Below are 17,323 nucleotides of genomic sequence, written 5' to 3' on the forward strand. Positions count from 1 at the left end.
TTCTGCCGCATCTTGAAGACGGAAAGTTTCAACTTGTGAGTGACACAACCCAGGATGGCGCCCTCGCCACGAGCAAGCCGCCGTCCGAAGACGCGGGGTTGACCCCCGCGGAGCTCGCCAGGAAGTACGGCCTGTCCGTCAGCGGTGCCCGGCCGAGCCTGACCGAGTACGTGCGGCAGCTCTGGGACCGGCGCCACTTCATCATGGCGTTCTCGCGGGCCAAGCTCGTGGCCCAGTACAGCCAGGCGAAGCTCGGCCAGATCTGGCAGGTGGCGACCCCCCTGCTCAACGCGCTGGTCTACTACCTGATCTTCGGCCTGATCCTGGACGCGGGCCGGGGCATGGAGAAGGGGGTCTACATCCCCTTCCTGGTGATGGGCATCTTCGTCTTCACCTTCACCCAGAGCTCGCTGATGGCGGGCGTCCGGGCCATCCCCGGCAACCTCGGCCTGGTCCGCGCCCTGCACTTCCCGCGCGCCTCCCTGCCGATCTCCTTCTCGATGCAGCAGCTCCAGCAGCTGATGTACTCGATGATCGTCGTGGTCGTCGTCGCGGTCGCCTTCGGCAACTACCCGAGGCTGTCCTGGCTGCTGGTGATCCCGACGCTGGCGCTGCAGTTCGTCTTCAACACCGGCCTCGCGCTGATCTTCGGGCGGATGGGGTCCAAGACCCCCGACCTCGCGCAGCTCATGCCGTTCCTCACGCGTACGTGGATGTACGCCTCGGGCGTCATGTTCTCGATCAACGAGATGCTCAAGGACAAGCCCGCGTGGATCGCGGACGTGCTCCAGTGGAACCCGGCTGCGATCTACATGGACCTGGTCCGGTTCGCGCTGATCGACGACTACGGCCCGGGGAACCTGCCGCCGCACGTCTGGGCCTTCGCCGTCGGCTGGGCCGTCGTGATCGGCCTCGGCGGTTTCGTGTACTTCTGGAAGGCTGAGGAGCGTTACGGCCGTGGCTGAGAACTACCGGGGCGACGTCCCCACCGTCATCGCCGACGACGTGCACATCGTCTACCGCGTCAACACCGGCAGCTCCGGCAAGGGCAGCGCCACCGCGGCGCTGAGCAAGATAGTCCGCCGGGGCAAGGGCGACGCGCCGGGCGTCCGCCGGGTCCACGCCGTGCGCGGCGTCTCCTTCACCGCCTACCGGGGCGAGGCCATCGGCCTCATCGGCTCCAACGGCTCCGGCAAGTCCACCCTGCTGCGCGCCATCGCTGGCCTGCTGCCCTGCGAGGCCGGCAAGGTCTACACGGACGGCCAGCCCTCGCTGCTGGGTGTCAACGCCGCGCTGATGAACGACCTCACCGGTGAGCGCAACGTGGTCCTCGGCGGTCTCGCGATGGGAATGAGCCGCGAGCAGATCCGGGAGCGCTACCAGGACATCGTCGACTTCTCGGGCATCAACGAGAAGGGTGATTTCATCTCCCTGCCGATGCGCACGTACTCCTCCGGTATGGCGGCGCGCCTGCGTTTCTCCATCGCGGCGGCTAAGGACCACGACGTCCTGATGATCGACGAGGCCCTGGCCACCGGTGACCGGAAGTTCCAGGTGCGTTCCGAAGCCCGCATCCGCGAACTGCGCAAACAGGCCGGAACCGTATTCCTGGTGAGCCACAACAACAACTCGATCCGCGACACCTGCAGCCGCGTGCTGTGGCTGGAGAAGGGCGAGCTGCTGATGGACGGGCCCACCGAGGAAGTCGTCTCGGCCTACGAGAAGGCGACCAGCCACTGAACCGTGGACACCGCCGGCCCCCGTCGCCTCGCGCGGCGGGGGCTTCGACGTGTACGGGAGGTCCGCCGCCGACATTCGGTAGCGGAGCGAATACCCCAGAGGCTTCCGCGGCGTTGTACAGCGTAAGCTGGAGCGGTCCTGAATCGCGGCAAGAGGGGACGATTCCCCGCAGGTGAACGGCCTGGGGTAACCCCGGGGAAAGCCCGGCGGCGTGTCCGAAATAGGATGTATTGGGTCGGCAGTGTAGAACGGGAGATGTGACGGCAATGGCTACGGGAATTCTCCGGCCCCCAGGCATTACGGCCGTCCCCGCCGCAGGCGGCGGGCGGTGACCCCGGGGCACGGCATCCGTCCCCGCCCCCACGCGGCCCCAGACGCCCACGCCCGCGCCACGCTCGGCAAGGCGCGGGCGGAGAACTTCCCCGTCGCCCCGGCCTTCCTCCCCCGTGCCTGGCGCGACGGCCTGACGGCGGTGTACGGGTACGCCCGCCTGGTCGACGACATCGGCGACGGCGACCTCGCCCCCGGCGGGCACGACGCCGTACTCCTCGGTCTCGACCCCGCGGCGGTGGACGACCGGCCCGCCATGCTCGACGCCTTCGAGGCGGACCTCAAGCGCGTCTTCGGCTCCGCCGACGGCCCGCCCCGCCACCCCCTCCTGCTGGCCCTCCAGCCCGTGGTCCGCGCCCACGGGCTCACCCCCGAGCCCTTCCTCAGGCTCATCGAAGCCAACCGCCAGGACCAGCACGTCACGCGCTACGAGACGTACGGCGACCTCCTCGCGTACTGCGAGCTCTCCGCGAACCCCGTCGGCCGACTCGTGCTGTCCCTCACCGGCACCGTCACCCCCGAGCGGGTCCGCCGTTCCGACGCCGTGTGCACCGCCCTGCAGATCATCGAACACGTGCAGGACGTCACCGAGGACCTCGGTCGCAACCGGATCTACCTCCCGGCCGAGGACATGCGCCGCTTCCACGTGAGCGAGACCGACCTCAAGGCCCCCCGCGCGAACGCTTCCGTACGCTCCCTGATCGCCTTCGAAGTCGAACGCGCCCGGGACCTCCTGAATGAGGGCACCCCGCTCGTGGGTAGCGTGCACGGCAGGCTCCGGCTCCTGCTCGCGGGCTTCGTGGGAGGCGGGCGAGCCGCCCTGCGAGCCGTCACCGCCGCCGGCTTCGACGTACTCCCCGGTCCGCCCAAGCCCACCAGGAGCGGCCTGCTCCGCGAGGTGGCCACCGTCCTGCGCACAGCGCCGAGAAAGGGGTGAGCCCGACCGTGGAGGGTTCCGCACACATGTCCGCACCGGTGCTGGCCGCCTACAGCTACTGCGAGGCCGTCACCGGCGCGCAGGCGCGCAACTTCGCGTACGGCATCCGGCTGCTGCCCACCGACAAACGGCAGGCGATGTCCGCGCTGTACGCCTTCTCCCGGCGCGTGGACGACATCGGTGACGGCCCGTTGGCGCCCGCGACCAAGCTGGCCCGGCTGGAGGAGACCCGCGCCCTGCTCGGCCGGATCAGGGCCGGCGGGATCGAGGAGGACGACACCGACCCGGTCGCCGTCGCCCTCGCCCACGCGGCCCGCCGCTTCCCCATCCCCCTCGGGGGCCTCGACGAGCTCATCGACGGCGTACTGATGGACGTCCGCGGCGAGAGCTACGAGACCTGGGACGACCTGAAGACCTACTGCCGCTGCGTGGCCGGAGCCATCGGGCGACTCTCGCTCGGCGTGTTCGGCACCGCCCCCGGCGCACCCGACGCCGAACACGCCGGTGAGTACGCCGACACGCTCGGACTCGCCCTCCAACTCACCAACATCCTGCGCGACGTCCGCGAGGACGCCGGCAACGGGCGCACCTACCTGCCCGCCGAGGACCTCGCCAAGTTCGGCTGCTCGGCAGGCTTCCACGGCGACCGGGCCCCCGCGGGCGCCGACTTCGCCGGCCTCGTCCACCACGAAGTCCGGCGCGCCCGCGCCCTGTTCGTCGAGGGCTACCGGCTGCTGCCCCTGCTCGACCGGCGCAGCGGCGCCTGCGTCGCGGCCATGGCCGGGATCTACCGGCGCCTCCTGGACCGCATCGAGCGCGAGCCCGAGGCCGTGCTCCGCGGCCGGGTCTCGCTGCCCACGCACGAGAAGGCGTACGTCGCCGTGCGCGGCCTGTCCGGCCTCGACACGCGGACCATCTCGCGCCAGAGCACGCGGAGGCGGACCTGATGAGCGCGAGGAGGACCACCTCGGCCCGTCGCCCGGCCGGTCCGCCCGCGGACACCGCGCCGCGCCGGGCCGCCTGGGCGTCCCCGGCCCTGCGCGCGGATCGCGGAGCGACCGCCGCGGACGCGGCCACGGAGCGCACCCCCGGCCGCAGCGCCGTCCGGGCAACCGGCGCACGCTCCACCGCGTCCGTGCAGACGGGCGGCGGCAAGCCGTCCCCCGGGGGCAGGAGCACCACCCCGGCCGGCATCCGCGTTACCGGGGAGGGCTCATGAGCGGCAGCGAGCACCGCGCCGTCGTCATCGGCGGCGGCCTCGCCGGAACCACCACCGCCCTCGAACTCGCCGACGCCGGAGTCGAGGTCACCCTGATCGAGGGTCGGCCCCGGCTCGGCGGCCTCGCCTTCTCCTTCAAGCGCGGCGAACTCACCGTGGACAACGGCCAGCACGTCTACCTGCGTTGCTGCACCGCCTACCGCTGGTTCCTCGAACGCGTCGACGGCGCCGCCCTCGCTCCCCTCCAGGACCGGCTCGACGTCCCCGTCCTCGACGTCGCCCACCCGCGCGGACCGCGCCTGGGCCGGCTGCGCCGCAGCGCCCTGCCCGTACCGCTGCACCTGGCGGCCTCCCTGGCCCGCTACCCGCACCTTTCCCTCGCCGAACGGGCGGGCGTCGGGCGCGCCGCCCTCGCGCTGCGCCGGCTCGACCCCGCCGACCCGGCGCTGGACGGCCTGGACTTCGCGACCTGGCTCGGCCGCTACGGCCAGAGCCCGCGCACCATCGAGGCACTGTGGGACCTCGTCGGCATCGCCACCCTCAACGCCACCGCGGAGCAGTCGTCGCTGGGCCTGGCCGCCATGGTGTTCAAGACCGGGCTGCTCTCCGAGAACGGCGCCGCCGACATCGGCTGGTCCAGGGTCCCGCTCGGCGACCTGCACGACACCCTCGTCCGCAAGGCGCTCGACGCGGCCGGTGTACGGACCGAACTGCGCACCCGCGCCACCTCCATCTCCCGTACGCAGGACGGGAACTGGCGGGTCGACACCGAGGGCGAGTTCTTCGACGCGGGCACCGTCGTGCTCGCCGTCCCGCAGCGCGAGGCGCACGGCCTGCTCCCGCCAGGGGCGCTCGCCGACCCGGACAAGCTCCTCGACATCGGCACCGCGCCGATCCTCAACGTCCACGTCGTCTACGACCGCAAGGTGCTCAAGCAGCCCTTCTTCGCGGCGCTCGGTTCTCCGGTGCAGTGGGTCTTCGACCGCACCGACGCCTCCGGGCTCACCGACGGCGGGCAGTACCTGGCCCTGTCCCAGTCGGTCGCCCAGGGCGACATCGACGAGCCCGTCTCGGTGCTGCGCACCAAGTACCTGCCCGAGCTGGAACGGCTGCTGCCGGCCGCCCGGGGCGCCAAGGTACGCGACTTCTTCGTCACCCGGGAGCGGACGGCCACGTTCGCCCCCACCCCCGGCGTCGGCCGGCTGCGCCCGGGGGCGCGGACCGACACGCCGGGCCTCTATCTCGCCGGTGCGTGGACCGCCACCGGTTGGCCCGCGACCATGGAGAGCGCCGTCCGGAGCGGCCTGAGCGCGGCGCACGTCGCACTCGCCGCACTCGGCCGCCACCGCGAGCACCCCCTGCAGGAGGCGGCATGACGATCATCAGCACATCCGGCACAGCACGTACAGGAAACAGAGGAGAGCCAGTGAACCCGGGGAATCCGGCTGTCGAGAACACGGATGCCGGTATGGGCGCGGCCGGTGGGGAGAAGGCGGACACGCTCGCCCTCCTGGAGCGTGGTCGCACGCTGTCGACTCCCGTGCTCCGCGCCGCAGTCGACCGGCTGGCGGCGCCCATGGACACCGTCGCCGCCTACCACTTCGGCTGGATCGACGCCCACGGCAACCCGGCGGACGGCGACGGCGGCAAGGCCGTCCGCCCCGCCCTCGCGCTGCTCTCCGCCGAGGCCGCGGGTGCCGCCGCCGAGGTCGGCATCCCCGGCGCCGTCGCCGTGGAACTCGTCCACAACTTCTCGCTGCTCCACGACGACCTGATGGACGGCGACGAGCAGCGCCGCCACCGCGACACGGTGTGGAAGGTGCACGGGCCGGCGCAGGCCATCCTGGTGGGCGACGCGCTCTTCGCCCTCGCCAACGAGGTGCTGCTGGAGCTCGGCACGGTCGAGGCCGGCCGTGCGGCCCGCCGACTGACCACCGCCACCCGCAAGCTGATCGACGGTCAGGCCCAGGACATCTCCTACGAGCACCGCGAGCGCGTCAGCGTCGAGGAGTGCCTGGAGATGGAGGGCAACAAGACCGGCGCCCTGCTCGCCTGCGCGGTCTCCATCGGCGCCGTCCTCGGCGGCGCGGACGACCGTACGGCCGACAAGCTGGAGGAGTACGGCTACCACCTGGGCCTCGCCTTCCAGGCCGTCGACGACCTGCTCGGCATCTGGGGCGACCCGGAGTCCACCGGCAAGCAGACCTGGAGCGACCTGCGCCAGCGCAAGAAGTCCCTGCCGGTCGTCGCCGCCCTCGCGGCGGGCGGGCCCGCGTGCGAGGAGCTGGCGGAGCTGCTCGCGGCCGACGCCAAGAGCAACGACTTCGAGAACTTCTCGGAAGCGGAGTTCGCCGCCCGCGCCGCGCTCATCGAGGCGGCGGGCGGGCGCGAATGGACCGCCGAGGAGGCGCGTCGCCAGCACGCCGTGGCGATCCGGGCGTTGGACGACGTCGACATGCCGCAGCGGGTGCGCGAACAGCTCGTCGCCCTCGCCGACTTCGTTGTCGTGCGCAAGAGGTGATCGCCACCCGAGCCGGGATATGACTCGCGAGTCGCCGGCCGGCGCCACCCGCCCGGGCCATGCCTAGGCGCGCGCCGGCCGACGGCGAACCCCAGCACAGCAGAGGACACTGCCACGTAAGGGGAAGCCATGACAGCGACGACCGACGGCGCCGGTGCCCGTGGCACCGACCCGGACGACACCACGCCGGACCCGCGGCCCGGCCCGCCCGGCGGACCTGCCGGGCAGGCCGCTGCCCTGCCAGGGCAGGGCCCCGGCGAAGGACCCGCGGCGCGCGGCGCGGCGCACGCGGTGCAGGGGGCGCAGGACGCCGCCGCGCGGGCGACCCGGCACCTGCTCGCGCGACAGGATCCGGCCGGGTGGTGGAAGGGCGACCTGGAGACCAACGTCACCATGGATGCCGAAGACCTGCTGCTGCGGCAGTTCCTCGGCATCCGGGACGAGCACACGACCCAGGCAGCCGCCCGCTTCATCCGGGGCGAACAGGCCGAGGACGGCACCTGGGCCACGTTCCACGGCGGCCCGCCCGACCTCTCCGCCACCATCGAGGCGTACGTCGCCCTGCGGCTCGCCGGTGATGCACCCGACGCCCCGCACATGGCCCGGGCGTCGGCCTGGATCCGGGCCCACGGAGGCATCGCCGCCGCCCGCGTGTTCACCCGGATCTGGCTGGCCCTCTTCGGCTGGTGGAGCTGGGACCACCTGCCCGAACTGCCGCCCGAGCTGGTCTTCCTGCCACCCTGGGTGCCGTTGAACATCTACGACTTCGGCTGCTGGGCCCGCCAGACCATCGTTCCGCTGACCGTGGTCTCGGCGAAGCGGCCCGTCCGCCCGGCCCCCTTCGTCCTCGACGAGCTGCACACCGACGCGCGGTGCCCGTACCCCGCCCGCCGCCAGGCCCCGCTGACGACCTGGGAAGGCGCCTTCCAGCGGATGGACAGGGCCCTGCACGTCTACCGCCGCTTCGCCCCGCGCCGGTTGCGCAAGGCCGCCATGGACAGCGCCGCCCGCTGGATCATCGAACGGCAGGAGAACGACGGCTGCTGGGGCGGGATCCAGCCGCCCGCCGTGTACTCGGTCATCGCCCTGCACCTGCTCGGGTACGACCTGCGCCACCCGGTCATGCGGGCCGGCCTGGAGTCCCTGGATCGGTTCGCGGTGTGGCGCGAGGACGGCGCTGCCGGGCCCGAGGGCTCGGGCGGCGCCCCCACCCGGATGATCGAGGCCTGCCAGTCGCCGGTCTGGGACACCTGCCTCGCTGCCATCGCCCTGGCCGACGCGGGCCTGCCGCGCGACCACCCGGCCCTGGTGAAGGCTGCCGACTGGATGCTCGACGAGGAGATCGTCCGTACCGGCGACTGGGCGGTGCAGCGGCCCGGACTCACCCCCGGGGGTTGGGCGTTCGAGTTCCACAACGACACCTACCCCGACATCGACGACACAGCCGAGGTGATCCTCGCCCTGCGCCGGATCGCGCACCCGGAGCCGGCGAAGGTCGAGGCGGCCATCGCCCGCGGGATGTCCTGGACCCTCGGCATGCAGTCGAAGAACGGGGCCTGGGGCGCCTTCGACGCCGACAACACCAGCCCCTTGCCCAACCGGCTGCCGTTCTGCGACTTCGGCGAGGTCATCGACCCGCCGTCGGCCGACGTCACCGCCCACGTGGTGGAGATGCTCGCCGTCGAGGGCAAGGCCGGCGACCCGCGCGCCCGCCGCGGAATCGGCTGGCTGCTCGCCGAACAGGAGCCGAGCGGCGCCTGGTTCGGCCGCTGGGGCACCAACTACGTCTACGGCACCGGATCAGTGGTCCCGGCGCTCACGGCCGCGGGCATCGCTGCGGCGCATCCCGCGATCCGGCGGGCCGTGCACTGGCTGGAGTCCGTACAGAACGAGGACGGCGGATGGGGCGAGGACCAGCGCTCCTACAAGGACCCGTCCTGGGCGGGGAAGGGGGAGTCGACCGCGTCACAGACGGCGTGGGCGCTGATGGCCCTGCTCTCGGCGGGCGAGCGCGACGGCAAAGCCGTCGAACGGGGCATCGCGTACCTCGTCGGGACCCAGCGGGAGGACGGCTCCTGGGACGAACCCCATTTCACCGGCACCGGATTCCCCTGGGACTTCTCCATCAACTACCACCTCTACCGGCTGGTGTTCCCGCTCACGGCGCTCGGCCGCTACCTGTACGGGGACCCCTTCGCGCCCGGGGAGGCCTGATGGCCACCGCCGGGTCCGGCGGACCCGAGCCGGCCTCGCCGCTGCTGGTCGCCTGCGCCCTGCGCATCGAGCAGGCGGCCCTGCGCAGCGGCGGCGACCGGGGCGCCGTACGCCCCGGACCGGGCTACGCCCTCCTGCGCACCGGCATGGGACCGCGTGCCGCGGACCGGGCCGTCGGGCGGGCGCTCGCCGAGCCGGGGTTGCGCCGGGCCGCCGTCCTGGCCACCGGCTTCTGCGCCGGGCTGACCCCCGGTATGAGCCCCGGCGATCTGGTCGTCGCCGAGGCCACCCGGGACCCGCGGGGTACCGTCGCGTGCGCCGGCACCGCCCTGCTCGCCGAGGCACTGGCCCGGGCCGCCCCCGGCCGGACCGTGCACACCGGCGTACTGACCGGATCCGATCACGTCGTCCGCGGCCAGGAGCGCGCTGAACTGCGTGCCACCGGCGCGATCGCGGTCGACATGGAGTCCGCGGCCACGCTCTGGACGGCCTCGCGGGACGGCGCGCCCGGCGCGGGACGTCCGGTTGCGGCCGTCCGGGTGATCGTGGACGCTCCGGAGCACGAGCTCGTCCGCATCGGCACGGTCCGCGGTGGAATATCGGCCTTCCGCGTATTGCGTGCCGTACTGCCCGCGTTTTATGACTGGCACCGTTCTTTGCTGCTCCCCAGGAGGTGAGCCAGATGGCCATGCCACTGCGACAGACCATCAGGGTCGGGACGTATCTTCTCGAACAGAAGCTCCGCAAGCGTGAGAAGTTCCCGCTGATCGTCGAGCTGGAACCGCTCTACGCCTGCAATCTGGCCTGCGAGGGGTGCGGGAAGATCCAGCACCCGGCCGGCGTGCTCAAGCAGCGCATGCCGGTGGCCCAGGCGGTGGGTGCCGTCCTGGAGTCCGGTGCGCCCATGGTGTCCATCGCGGGCGGCGAGCCGCTGATGCATCCGCAGATCGACGAGATCGTGCGGCAGTTGGTGGCCAAGCGGAAGTACGTATTCCTCTGCACCAACGCGATGCTGCTGCGCAAGAAGATCGAGAAGTTCACCCCGTCCCCGTACTTCGCCTTCGCCGTGCACATCGACGGCCTGCGCGAGCGGCACGACGAGTCGGTGGCCAAGGAAGGCGTCTTCGACGAGGCGGTCGCGGCCATCAAGGAGGCGAAGCGGCGCGGGTTCCGGGTGACCACCAACTCCACCTTCTTCAACACCGACACCCCGCAGACGATCATCGAGGTGCTCAACTACCTCAATGACGACCTCAAGGTCGACGAGATGATGATCTCGCCCGCCTACGCCTACGAAAAGGCCCCCGACCAGGAGCATTTCCTGGGCGTCGAACAGACCAGGGAACTCTTCAGGAAGGCCTTCGCGGGCGGGAACCGGCGCCGCTGGCGGCTCAACCACTCTCCGCTCTTCCTCGACTTCCTGGAGGGCAAGGCCGATTTCCCCTGCACCGCCTGGGCCATTCCGAATTACTCCCTCTTCGGCTGGCAGCGCCCCTGCTATCTGATGAGCGACGGATACGTGCCGACGTACCGGGAACTGATCAACGACACGGACTGGAGCAAGTACGGTCGCGGAAAGGACCCGCGGTGCGCGAATTGCATGGCGCACTGCGGGTACGAGCCCACCGCCGTCCTCGCCACCATGGGCTCCCTCAAGGAGTCGCTGCGCGCGGCCCGGGAGACGATCGGCGGCAACCGGGACACCTCGGCATGAGCCCCGCACCAGGAGCCGAAACAGGCGTAGGAGCCGGGGCCGGAGCGGGCGCGGGCGCGCGCAAGGGCTTCGACCTCGGCGCCCTGCTGGCCGAGCGCGGCGCGGAGCGCTACGAGCTGCACGCGCGGCACCTCAACCACCAGCTGCCCCGGATGCTGCACACGATCGGCTTCGACAAGGTCTACGTACGGGCCGAAGGGGCCCACTTCTGGGACGCCGAGGGCAACGACTACCTCGACATGCTCGCCGGGTTCGGGGTGATGGGCCTGGGGCGCCACCATCCGGTCGTCCGCCAGGCCCTGCACGACGTCCTCGATGCCCAGCTCGCCGACCTCACCCGCTTCGACTGCCAGCCGTTGCCCGGACTACTGGCCGAGAAGCTGTTGTCGTACAGCCCGCACCTGGACCGGGTCTTCTTCGGCAACAGCGGCACCGAGGCGGTGGAGACCGCCCTGAAGTTCGCCCGGTACGCCACCGGGCGGCCCAGGGTCCTCTACTGCGACCACGCCTTCCACGGCCTGACCGCGGGCTCCCTCTCGGTCAACGGGGAGGGCGGTTTTCGGGACGGCTTCGGGCCCCTGCTGCCCGACACGAAGATCGGGCTCGGTGATCTGGCCGCCCTGGAACGGGAACTCGAACGCGGGGACGTCGCCGCCCTCGTCGTCGAGCCGATCCAGGGCAAGGGCGTGCTCGCGGCCCCGCCCGGATTCCTACTCGCGGCGCAGGAGCTGTTGCACCAGCACAAGGCGCTGCTGATCGCGGACGAGGTGCAGACGGGCCTCGGACGAACCGGTGATTTCTACGCCTACCAGCACGAGCCGGGCGTGGAACCGGACCTGGTGTGCGTGGCCAAGGCACTGTCCGGCGGCTACGTCCCGGTCGGCGCGACCCTCGGCAAGGACTGGATCTTCAAGAAGGTCTACTCGTCCATGGACCGGGTGCTGGTGCATTCCGCCAGTTTCGGCTCCAACGCTCAGGCGATGGCGGCCGGACTGGCGGTGCTCTCCGTCATGGACGACGAATCGCTGGTCGCCCGTGCCCGCGCGACGGGGGACCTGCTGCGCGGCCGGCTCGCGGCCCTGGTGGACGAGTACGAGCTGCTCCACGAGGTGCGCGGGCGCGGTCTGATGATCGGCATCGAATTCGGCAGGCCGTCCTCGCTGGGGCTGCGCAGCCGGTGGGCGATGCTCCAGGCGGCCCGCAAGGGGCTCTTCGCGCAGATGGTCGTGGTGCCGCTGCTCCAGAAGCACCGGATCCTCACCCAGGTCTCCGGCGACCACCTGGAGGTGATCAAGCTCATCCCGCCGCTGGTCGTGGACGAGCGGGACGTCGACCGTTTCGTGGCCGCCTTCCGCGAGGTCATGGACGAGGCGCACGGCGGGGGCGGGCTGATGTGGGACTTCGGCAGGACGCTGGTGAAGCAGGCCGTCGGCAACCGCTGACCACCTGCTCCACCCGTCCCGGGCCGGCTCAGTCGAGCAGTCGGTCCCGCAGTCGGTCGAGGGTCTCGGGCGTGAGCCCGAGACCCACGGCAAGGTAGCGCTCGACCCCGCCCCAGTGCTCGTCGATCGTGTCGAAGGCGGCGCTCAGGTACTCGGCACGGGCGTCGAAGAGCGGGGCGAGCAGCTCCATCACCTCGGGGGAGCGGGCCTCGGCCGCGTCGCTGCCGCGGCGTACCCGGTAGCGACGGTGCGGGGCGTTGGATTCCAGGTAGTCGGTCACGATCGCCCCGCGCTCGACGTCCAGCGCGAGCAGGGTGACGGCGATCGACAGACCGGCCCGGTCCTTGCCGGCCGCGCAGTGCATGAGCGCCGGAACGCTGTCCTCGGCGAGTGAGTGCACGACCCGGCTGTGCTCGGCGGTGCGTTCCCTGATCATCGAGCGGTACGAGTGGGTCATCCGGGCTGCGGCCTTCCCGTCGCCGAGGATCTGGCGCAGCTGGCCGAGGTCGCCGTCGCGGACCATCGTCCAGAACTCCTTGCCGTCGGCGGGGTCCGACAGCGGGATGTTGACGTTCCGTACGCCGGGGAGTGCGACGTCGGGTCCCTCCAGGGCGTGGTCGGCTTCGTTGCGGAAGTCGAAGATGGTGTGGAGGCCGAGCGACGCGAGGAACTCTGTATCGGTTTCGGTGGCATGTGCCAGATGTCCGCTACGGAACAGTCGTCCCGTCTTGACCCTCCGCCCGTCGATGGTCGGCAGGCCGCCCACGTCACGGAAGTTGCGCACTCCGGCCAGCTCCGGCTCAGGCGTCGGGTCCGTCAGCGGGGACGGGGGTATCTGCTGAGTCACGGGAACTCCTCCGTATCGTGGTGGGGTGTCCGAATTACACTACTTGGGGCCAACTTGCCATAACCGGAGGCGAGATCGCGCGCAGCCCCGTGAGCCAGATCATACGGTGACCGTGAGTGCCTGATCGTCAAAGTCGAATGGCCCGGCCGGGGCGGTCGTTGGCGGTGGGGAATGGACGGAGGGTGACGGGAATTCCGTCGAACTCCCACTCCTGTGAATGCGTCGGGAAATTCGTGGCTTGTTCCGTGTGGCTCAACTCGATTACCTTCGCGATCGATCCGGATGGACCGCCGAATCCTGCCGCCGTCCGGAAACCGCACTCGACTATTCACATGCGCGGCAGGAGCGGGGGAACCAGGTAGGCCGCTGTTCCCGATCTTCGTACCGGGACAGCTCGGGGTGAAGCCGTACATGTTCTGTTCCGTTCATGTGCGGCCGGACATCTCCAGTCCGAACCCGACAGCTCACCTCGCAGGCGACGGAGAGGAAATCGCCATGCCTGCACGAGGTAAGCACCGCCGTCCCAAGTCCCGCTCCGTGGCCCGCGGGTTCGCCGTCGCAGGCACCGGCGGCGCGGCCCTCGCGCTGCCGCTGATGGGCGCCTCGGGCGCCCACGCGGCCGGCGCCCCGGCCGCCGCTCCCGCCACGGCCCCCGTGCAGGTCGCCCAGGTTCCGGCCGCGCCGCAGACCGCTCCCGCCGCCGCGCAGGCCGCGCCGACCGTCTACACGGTGGTGCCGGGCGACTACCTCTCCAAGATCGCCGAGGACCGTCACCTCTCCGGCGGCTGGCAGCAGCTCTACGCCGACAACCGCGAGGCCGTTGGCGCCAACCCGTCGCTGATCCACCCCGGTCTGAAGCTGACCCTCGGGGCGAAGGGCGAGACGGCCCCGCAGGCTCCGGCGCCGGAGCGGGCCCCCGCACCGAAGAAGAAGTCCGCGGCGCCCACGACCGGGGCCGCGCCCGCCCCTGCGCCCGCGCCCGTCAAGAAGAGCGCCGGTGGCACGTCCGCCGCGGGTGCGGTCACCTCCGCCGGCTTCGTCGCACCCGTCGGCGGTGGGATCTCCACCCAGTACAAGACCCCCGGTGCCATGTGGTCCAGCGGTTACCACACCGGCGTCGACTTCATCGCGAGCTCCGGCACCACCGTCAGGGCGGTCGGCGCGGGCACCGTGGTCTCGGCAGGCTGGGGAGGCGCGTACGGCAACGAGGTCATCATCCGGCACGCGGACGGCAAGTACTCCCAGTACGCTCACCTGTCCCAGCTGTCCGTGTCGGTCGGCCAGAGCGTCAGCGCCGGCCAGACCATCGGCCTGTCCGGCTCCACCGGCAATTCGACCGGCCCGCACCTGCACTTCGAGATCCGCACCGGCCCGTCCTACGGCTCGGACATCGACCCGCTGGCCTACCTCCGCTCCAAGGGTGTGAGCATCTGACGGCTCCCGCCGTCGGAGAGGCGCCGGACCCGTGAGGCCGGGACCCGAGGGGGGTCCCGGCCTCACGCGTCGTTATTCCGTACCGACCAGGTGGTATAGATCACGGACCGTCAACCCCTTCCTACGGTGGCGTAGGTCACGTGCCGGGGTGAAGGATATGGTCCCGTGGCAGCGACGACGACGACACTCAAGACCATCGGCTCGTACGCGGCGATCGGGGACAGCTTCACCGAGGGTGTGGGGGACCCGGGACCCGGGGGGACCTTTCTCGGCTGGGCGGACCGACTGGCCGTACTCCTGGCCGATCAGCGCGAGGAAGACGAATTCCGGTACGCGAACCTGGCCGTGCGGGGACGGCTCCTCGACCAGATCGTGGCCGAACAGGTCCCCCGCGCCAAGGAGCTGGCACCGGACCTGGTGAGCTTCTGTGCCGGGGGCAACGACATCATCCGGCCCGGCAGCGACCCGGACGACGTGGCGGAACGGTTCGAGGCGGCGGTCGCCGACCTCACCGGAGCCGTCGGCCAGGTCATGATCACCACCGGCTTCGACACCCGGGGCGTGCCGGTCCTCAAGCACCTGCGCGGCAAGGTGGCGACGTACAGCGCGCACGTGCGCGCCATCGCCGACCGGTACGACTGCCCGGTGCTCGACCTCTGGTCGCTGAAATCCGTACAGGACCGGCGGGCTTGGGACGACGACCGGCTGCACCTCTCGCCCGAGGGGCACACCCGGGTCGCGCTGCGCGCCGCCCAGGTGCTCGGGCTTCAGGTGCCGGCCGACCCCGACCAGCCGTGGCCGCCGCAACAGCCGCGCGGCTCGGTGGACGTGACCCGGGACAACATCCAGTGGGCACGGGAGCACCTGGTGCCCTGGATCGGGCGGCGGCTGCGCGGGGAGTCCTCCGGGGACCACGTGGAGGCGAAGCGGCCCGACCTGCTGCCGCTGTAACCCCGAGCAGGAGGACGGGGGCGCGGCGGAATCCTTCGGGGCCGGTGCGCGTTGGCATGGTGGTAGACCGGTATCCAGTACGGCTTCTCCCGTCCATCCCGCCCCACCCTCCCAGGAGGCGCTTTGACCGGCTCCCGTCCCCTGCGTCCACGGCTGCGCGCCCTGCGGTCAGAAGCCTTCGGCGCGGATCCGTCCGGCGCACGGCTGGAGCGGATCCGCCGCTCGCCGAACTTCGCCGACGGCGTCTTCCAGAACCCCGTCGGGGCGCGGACCCGGCCGTCCGGCTCCATGCTGGAGTTCGCCAAGCTCTACTTCCACAAGGAGCAGCGGATCCGGCGCAGCCCCGGCAGCTCGATCCCGGTCTACCCCACGACGCTGGCCGAGCTGGCGAATCCGCCGGTCAGCGGCTTGCGGCTGACCTGGATGGGGCACTCCGGGGTACTTGCGGAGATCGACGGACGCCGCGTGCTGTTCGATCCGGTCTGGGGAGAGCGGTGTTCTCCCTTCCCCTTCGCCGGGCCCAAGCGGCTGCACCCCGTACCGGTGCCGTTGGCCGCGCTGGGGCCGGTGGACGCCGTGGTGATCTCGCACGACCACTACGACCACCTCGACCTGCCGACCATCAAGGAGCTGGCGGGTACGGACACGGTCTTCGCCGTCCCGCTCGGCGTCGGCGCCCACCTGGAACGCTGGGGGGTTTCGCCGGACCGGTTGCGCGAGCTGGACTGGAACGAGGGAACCAAGATCGCGGGACTGTCCCTGACGGCGACTCCGGCGAGGCACTTCTGCGGACGCGGCCTGCGCAACCAGCAGCACACCCTGTGGGCTTCCTGGGTGGTCGCGGGCGACGAGCACCGGATCTTTCACAGCGGCGACACGGGCTACTTCCCCGGCTTCGGGGAGATCGGCGCCGAGCACGGGCCCTTCGACGCCACGATGATTCAGATCGGGGCGTACTCCGAGTACTGGCCCAAGGACCATACGGACTACACCCCGCTGCCCGGGGGCTGGCCGGACATTCACATGACCCCCCAGCAGGGCGTCCAGGCACACCTTGACCTGCAAGGATCCAAGCCGCACGGGGTGATGCTCCCGATCCACTGGGGCACATTCAACCTCTCGCTGCATGCCTGGGCGGAGCCGGGGGAGTGGACCGCCGACGCTGCTGAGGAGGTGGGCCAGCCGGTGGCGCTCCCGCGCCCGGGCGAGCCTTTCGAGCCTGCCGGAACGCTGCCCGTGGATCCCTGGTGGCGCCCGGTCTCCCATCCGATTGCCCACCCGTGGCGTCGCCCGAAGCCGATGGAACCGGAGCCGAGTGAGCCTCGGGGCGGTGATCTGGACCTGGCGGGCGAGCGGTGACCCCAGATGCGGATCCGAGGCGGGTCGCTCATTCATGGAGCCGGCTGAGCCACGAAGCGCGAGCGGGTCGTACGCGTCATTGACGGGCCCGCTCGCGCGGAGCGGCAGATGCGGGCGCGTACTCTCTGCGAATGCACTCCCATCTACCCTTCGAGGACCCGCCCGCGCTGCCGCATCTGCCACATGAGGTGGTGGTCGAAACGCTGGAGTGGGCGCTTCGCGACCGCTCGCAGGAGGGCGAGGCGGCGCGTGTCCTGGTCGGGAGTGCGTTGAACGATGACGACCGGGAGTTCGTCGAGCACTGGTGTGTGCAGGTCGGGACGCGGGCAGCGCCGGGCAGTCCTTTGCTCGGCCTGGCCGGCCTCTGCCTCGGACATACCGCCCGGCGCTTCGGACACCTCAGTGACGAGGCGCTTACGCTCGCAGAGTCGCTCGCGGCCCGCGCCGAGGCGGATCCGTCGGATGTGGACGGCCGGGCTCTTGACGGCTTTGACGACGCCCGGAGCTTCCTGCATCTGTGGTGAGGATGCCGGTCTCGGTTGAGGTCAGGCGGCGTTCGCCCTGGTCACGACGTTGTCGAGGCATGGCCGCCGATCTGGCCCGGATCCCAGCCGG

General features: G+C 71.2%; 16 protein-coding genes and 1 riboswitch. Of the genes, 15 read left to right on the forward strand and 1 reads right to left on the reverse strand.

Annotated elements, in window-relative coordinates:
* Positions 1-35: 35 nt before the first annotated feature.
* The 11 genes from ABZZ20_RS21995 (at position 36) to ABZZ20_RS22045 (ending at position 12,117) form a co-directional block, all read left to right on the forward strand.
* On the forward strand, positions 36-965 hold the full coding sequence (locus ABZZ20_RS21995; RefSeq protein ID WP_356872007.1) for an ABC transporter permease: 930 nt from the start codon (positions 36-38) through the stop codon (positions 963-965).
* Positions 958-1,740: an ABC transporter ATP-binding protein gene (locus ABZZ20_RS22000; protein WP_356872009.1), complete on the forward strand. Its 783-nt coding sequence runs from the start codon at positions 958-960 to the stop codon at positions 1,738-1,740. Before ABZZ20_RS21995 ends, ABZZ20_RS22000 begins: the two co-directional genes overlap by 8 nt.
* Before the next feature lie 346 nt (positions 1,741-2,086).
* Complete coding sequence (gene hpnC / locus ABZZ20_RS22005; RefSeq protein WP_356872141.1) at positions 2,087-3,007, forward strand: squalene synthase HpnC; 921 nt, start codon at positions 2,087-2,089, stop codon at positions 3,005-3,007.
* Complete coding sequence (hpnD, locus tag ABZZ20_RS22010; protein WP_356872011.1) at positions 3,004-3,954, forward strand: presqualene diphosphate synthase HpnD; 951 nt, start codon at positions 3,004-3,006, stop codon at positions 3,952-3,954. Before hpnC ends, hpnD begins: the two co-directional genes overlap by 4 nt.
* Complete coding sequence (locus tag ABZZ20_RS22015; RefSeq protein WP_356872013.1) at positions 3,954-4,226, forward strand: hypothetical protein; 273 nt, start codon at positions 3,954-3,956, stop codon at positions 4,224-4,226. Before hpnD ends, ABZZ20_RS22015 begins: the two co-directional genes overlap by 1 nt.
* Entirely contained in the window at positions 4,223-5,602 is a 1,380-nt protein-coding gene (gene hpnE / locus ABZZ20_RS22020; RefSeq protein ID WP_356872015.1) for a hydroxysqualene dehydroxylase HpnE, read from the forward strand. The genes ABZZ20_RS22015 and hpnE overlap by 4 nt, the downstream gene beginning before the upstream one ends.
* A gap of 92 nt (positions 5,603-5,694) precedes the next feature.
* Positions 5,695-6,747, forward strand: coding sequence for a polyprenyl synthetase family protein (locus tag ABZZ20_RS22025; RefSeq protein ID WP_356872143.1), 1,053 nt, complete (start codon positions 5,695-5,697; stop codon positions 6,745-6,747).
* A gap of 129 nt (positions 6,748-6,876) precedes the next feature.
* Complete coding sequence (gene shc, locus ABZZ20_RS22030; RefSeq protein ID WP_356872017.1) at positions 6,877-8,961, forward strand: squalene--hopene cyclase; 2,085 nt, start codon at positions 6,877-6,879, stop codon at positions 8,959-8,961.
* Positions 8,961-9,638, forward strand: a complete 678-nt coding sequence (locus tag ABZZ20_RS22035) for a 1-hydroxy-2-methyl-2-butenyl 4-diphosphate reductase (RefSeq protein WP_356872019.1) — start codon at positions 8,961-8,963, stop codon at positions 9,636-9,638. The genes shc and ABZZ20_RS22035 overlap by 1 nt, the downstream gene beginning before the upstream one ends.
* Before the next feature lie 5 nt (positions 9,639-9,643).
* Entirely contained in the window at positions 9,644-10,675 is a 1,032-nt protein-coding gene (gene hpnH, locus ABZZ20_RS22040; RefSeq protein ID WP_356872021.1) for an adenosyl-hopene transferase HpnH, read from the forward strand.
* Positions 10,672-12,117 carry an aspartate aminotransferase family protein gene (locus ABZZ20_RS22045; RefSeq protein ID WP_356872023.1) on the forward strand — a complete coding sequence of 482 codons (1,446 nt, stop codon included), beginning with the start codon at positions 10,672-10,674 and terminating at the stop codon, positions 12,115-12,117. Before hpnH ends, ABZZ20_RS22045 begins: the two co-directional genes overlap by 4 nt.
* 28 nt (positions 12,118-12,145) lie before the next feature.
* Here the strand turns inward: ABZZ20_RS22045 and ABZZ20_RS22050 are convergent, their stop codons facing one another.
* Complete coding sequence (locus tag ABZZ20_RS22050) at positions 12,146-12,964, reverse strand: tyrosine-protein phosphatase (RefSeq protein WP_356872025.1); 819 nt, start codon at positions 12,962-12,964, stop codon at positions 12,146-12,148.
* A gap of 311 nt (positions 12,965-13,275) precedes the next feature.
* A riboswitch (cyclic di-AMP (ydaO/yuaA leader) is annotated at positions 13,276-13,457 on the forward strand.
* Between the two features lie 2 nt (positions 13,458-13,459).
* On the opposite strand from ABZZ20_RS22050, the gene ABZZ20_RS22055 reads away from it, so the two are divergent.
* The 4 genes from ABZZ20_RS22055 (at position 13,460) to ABZZ20_RS22070 (ending at position 17,232) form a co-directional block, all read left to right on the forward strand.
* Positions 13,460-14,398 carry a LysM peptidoglycan-binding domain-containing M23 family metallopeptidase gene (locus ABZZ20_RS22055; RefSeq protein WP_356872027.1) on the forward strand — a complete coding sequence of 313 codons (939 nt, stop codon included), beginning with the start codon at positions 13,460-13,462 and terminating at the stop codon, positions 14,396-14,398.
* 165 nt (positions 14,399-14,563) lie between these two features.
* Positions 14,564-15,349, forward strand: coding sequence for an SGNH/GDSL hydrolase family protein (locus ABZZ20_RS22060; protein ID WP_356872029.1), 786 nt, complete (start codon positions 14,564-14,566; stop codon positions 15,347-15,349).
* A 123-nt stretch (positions 15,350-15,472) separates the two neighbouring features.
* A complete protein-coding gene (locus ABZZ20_RS22065) occupies positions 15,473-16,708 on the forward strand; it encodes an MBL fold metallo-hydrolase (protein ID WP_356872031.1) in 1,236 nt (411 codons plus the stop codon).
* Positions 16,709-16,839: 131 nt separating this feature from the next.
* Positions 16,840-17,232, forward strand: a complete 393-nt coding sequence (locus ABZZ20_RS22070) for a hypothetical protein (RefSeq protein ID WP_356872033.1) — start codon at positions 16,840-16,842, stop codon at positions 17,230-17,232.
* Positions 17,233-17,323 lie beyond the last annotated feature (91 nt).

Origin of the sequence: Streptomyces sp. NPDC006430 (assembly GCF_040612395.1) — a bacterium.
GTDB lineage: Bacteria > Actinomycetota > Actinomycetes > Streptomycetales > Streptomycetaceae > Streptomyces.

Excerpts from the sequence above, each read along its gene's own strand:
- ABZZ20_RS22015 (WP_356872013.1), top strand. The coding sequence starts at position 3,954 with ATGAGCGCGAGGAGGACCACCTCGGCCCGTCGCCCGGCCGGTCCGCCC.
- hpnE (WP_356872015.1), top strand. The coding sequence starts at position 4,223 with ATGAGCGGCAGCGAGCACCGCGCCGTCGTCATCGGCGGCGGCCTCGCC.
- ABZZ20_RS22025 (WP_356872143.1), top strand. The coding sequence starts at position 5,695 with ATGGGCGCGGCCGGTGGGGAGAAGGCGGACACGCTCGCCCTCCTGGAG.
- shc (WP_356872017.1), top strand. The coding sequence starts at position 6,877 with ATGACAGCGACGACCGACGGCGCCGGTGCCCGTGGCACCGACCCGGAC.
- ABZZ20_RS22035 (WP_356872019.1), top strand. The coding sequence starts at position 8,961 with ATGGCCACCGCCGGGTCCGGCGGACCCGAGCCGGCCTCGCCGCTGCTG.
- hpnH (WP_356872021.1), top strand. The coding sequence starts at position 9,644 with ATGGCCATGCCACTGCGACAGACCATCAGGGTCGGGACGTATCTTCTC.
- ABZZ20_RS22045 (WP_356872023.1), top strand. The coding sequence starts at position 10,672 with ATGAGCCCCGCACCAGGAGCCGAAACAGGCGTAGGAGCCGGGGCCGGA.
- ABZZ20_RS22055 (WP_356872027.1), top strand. The coding sequence starts at position 13,460 with ATGCCTGCACGAGGTAAGCACCGCCGTCCCAAGTCCCGCTCCGTGGCC.
- ABZZ20_RS22070 (WP_356872033.1), top strand. The coding sequence starts at position 16,840 with ATGCACTCCCATCTACCCTTCGAGGACCCGCCCGCGCTGCCGCATCTG.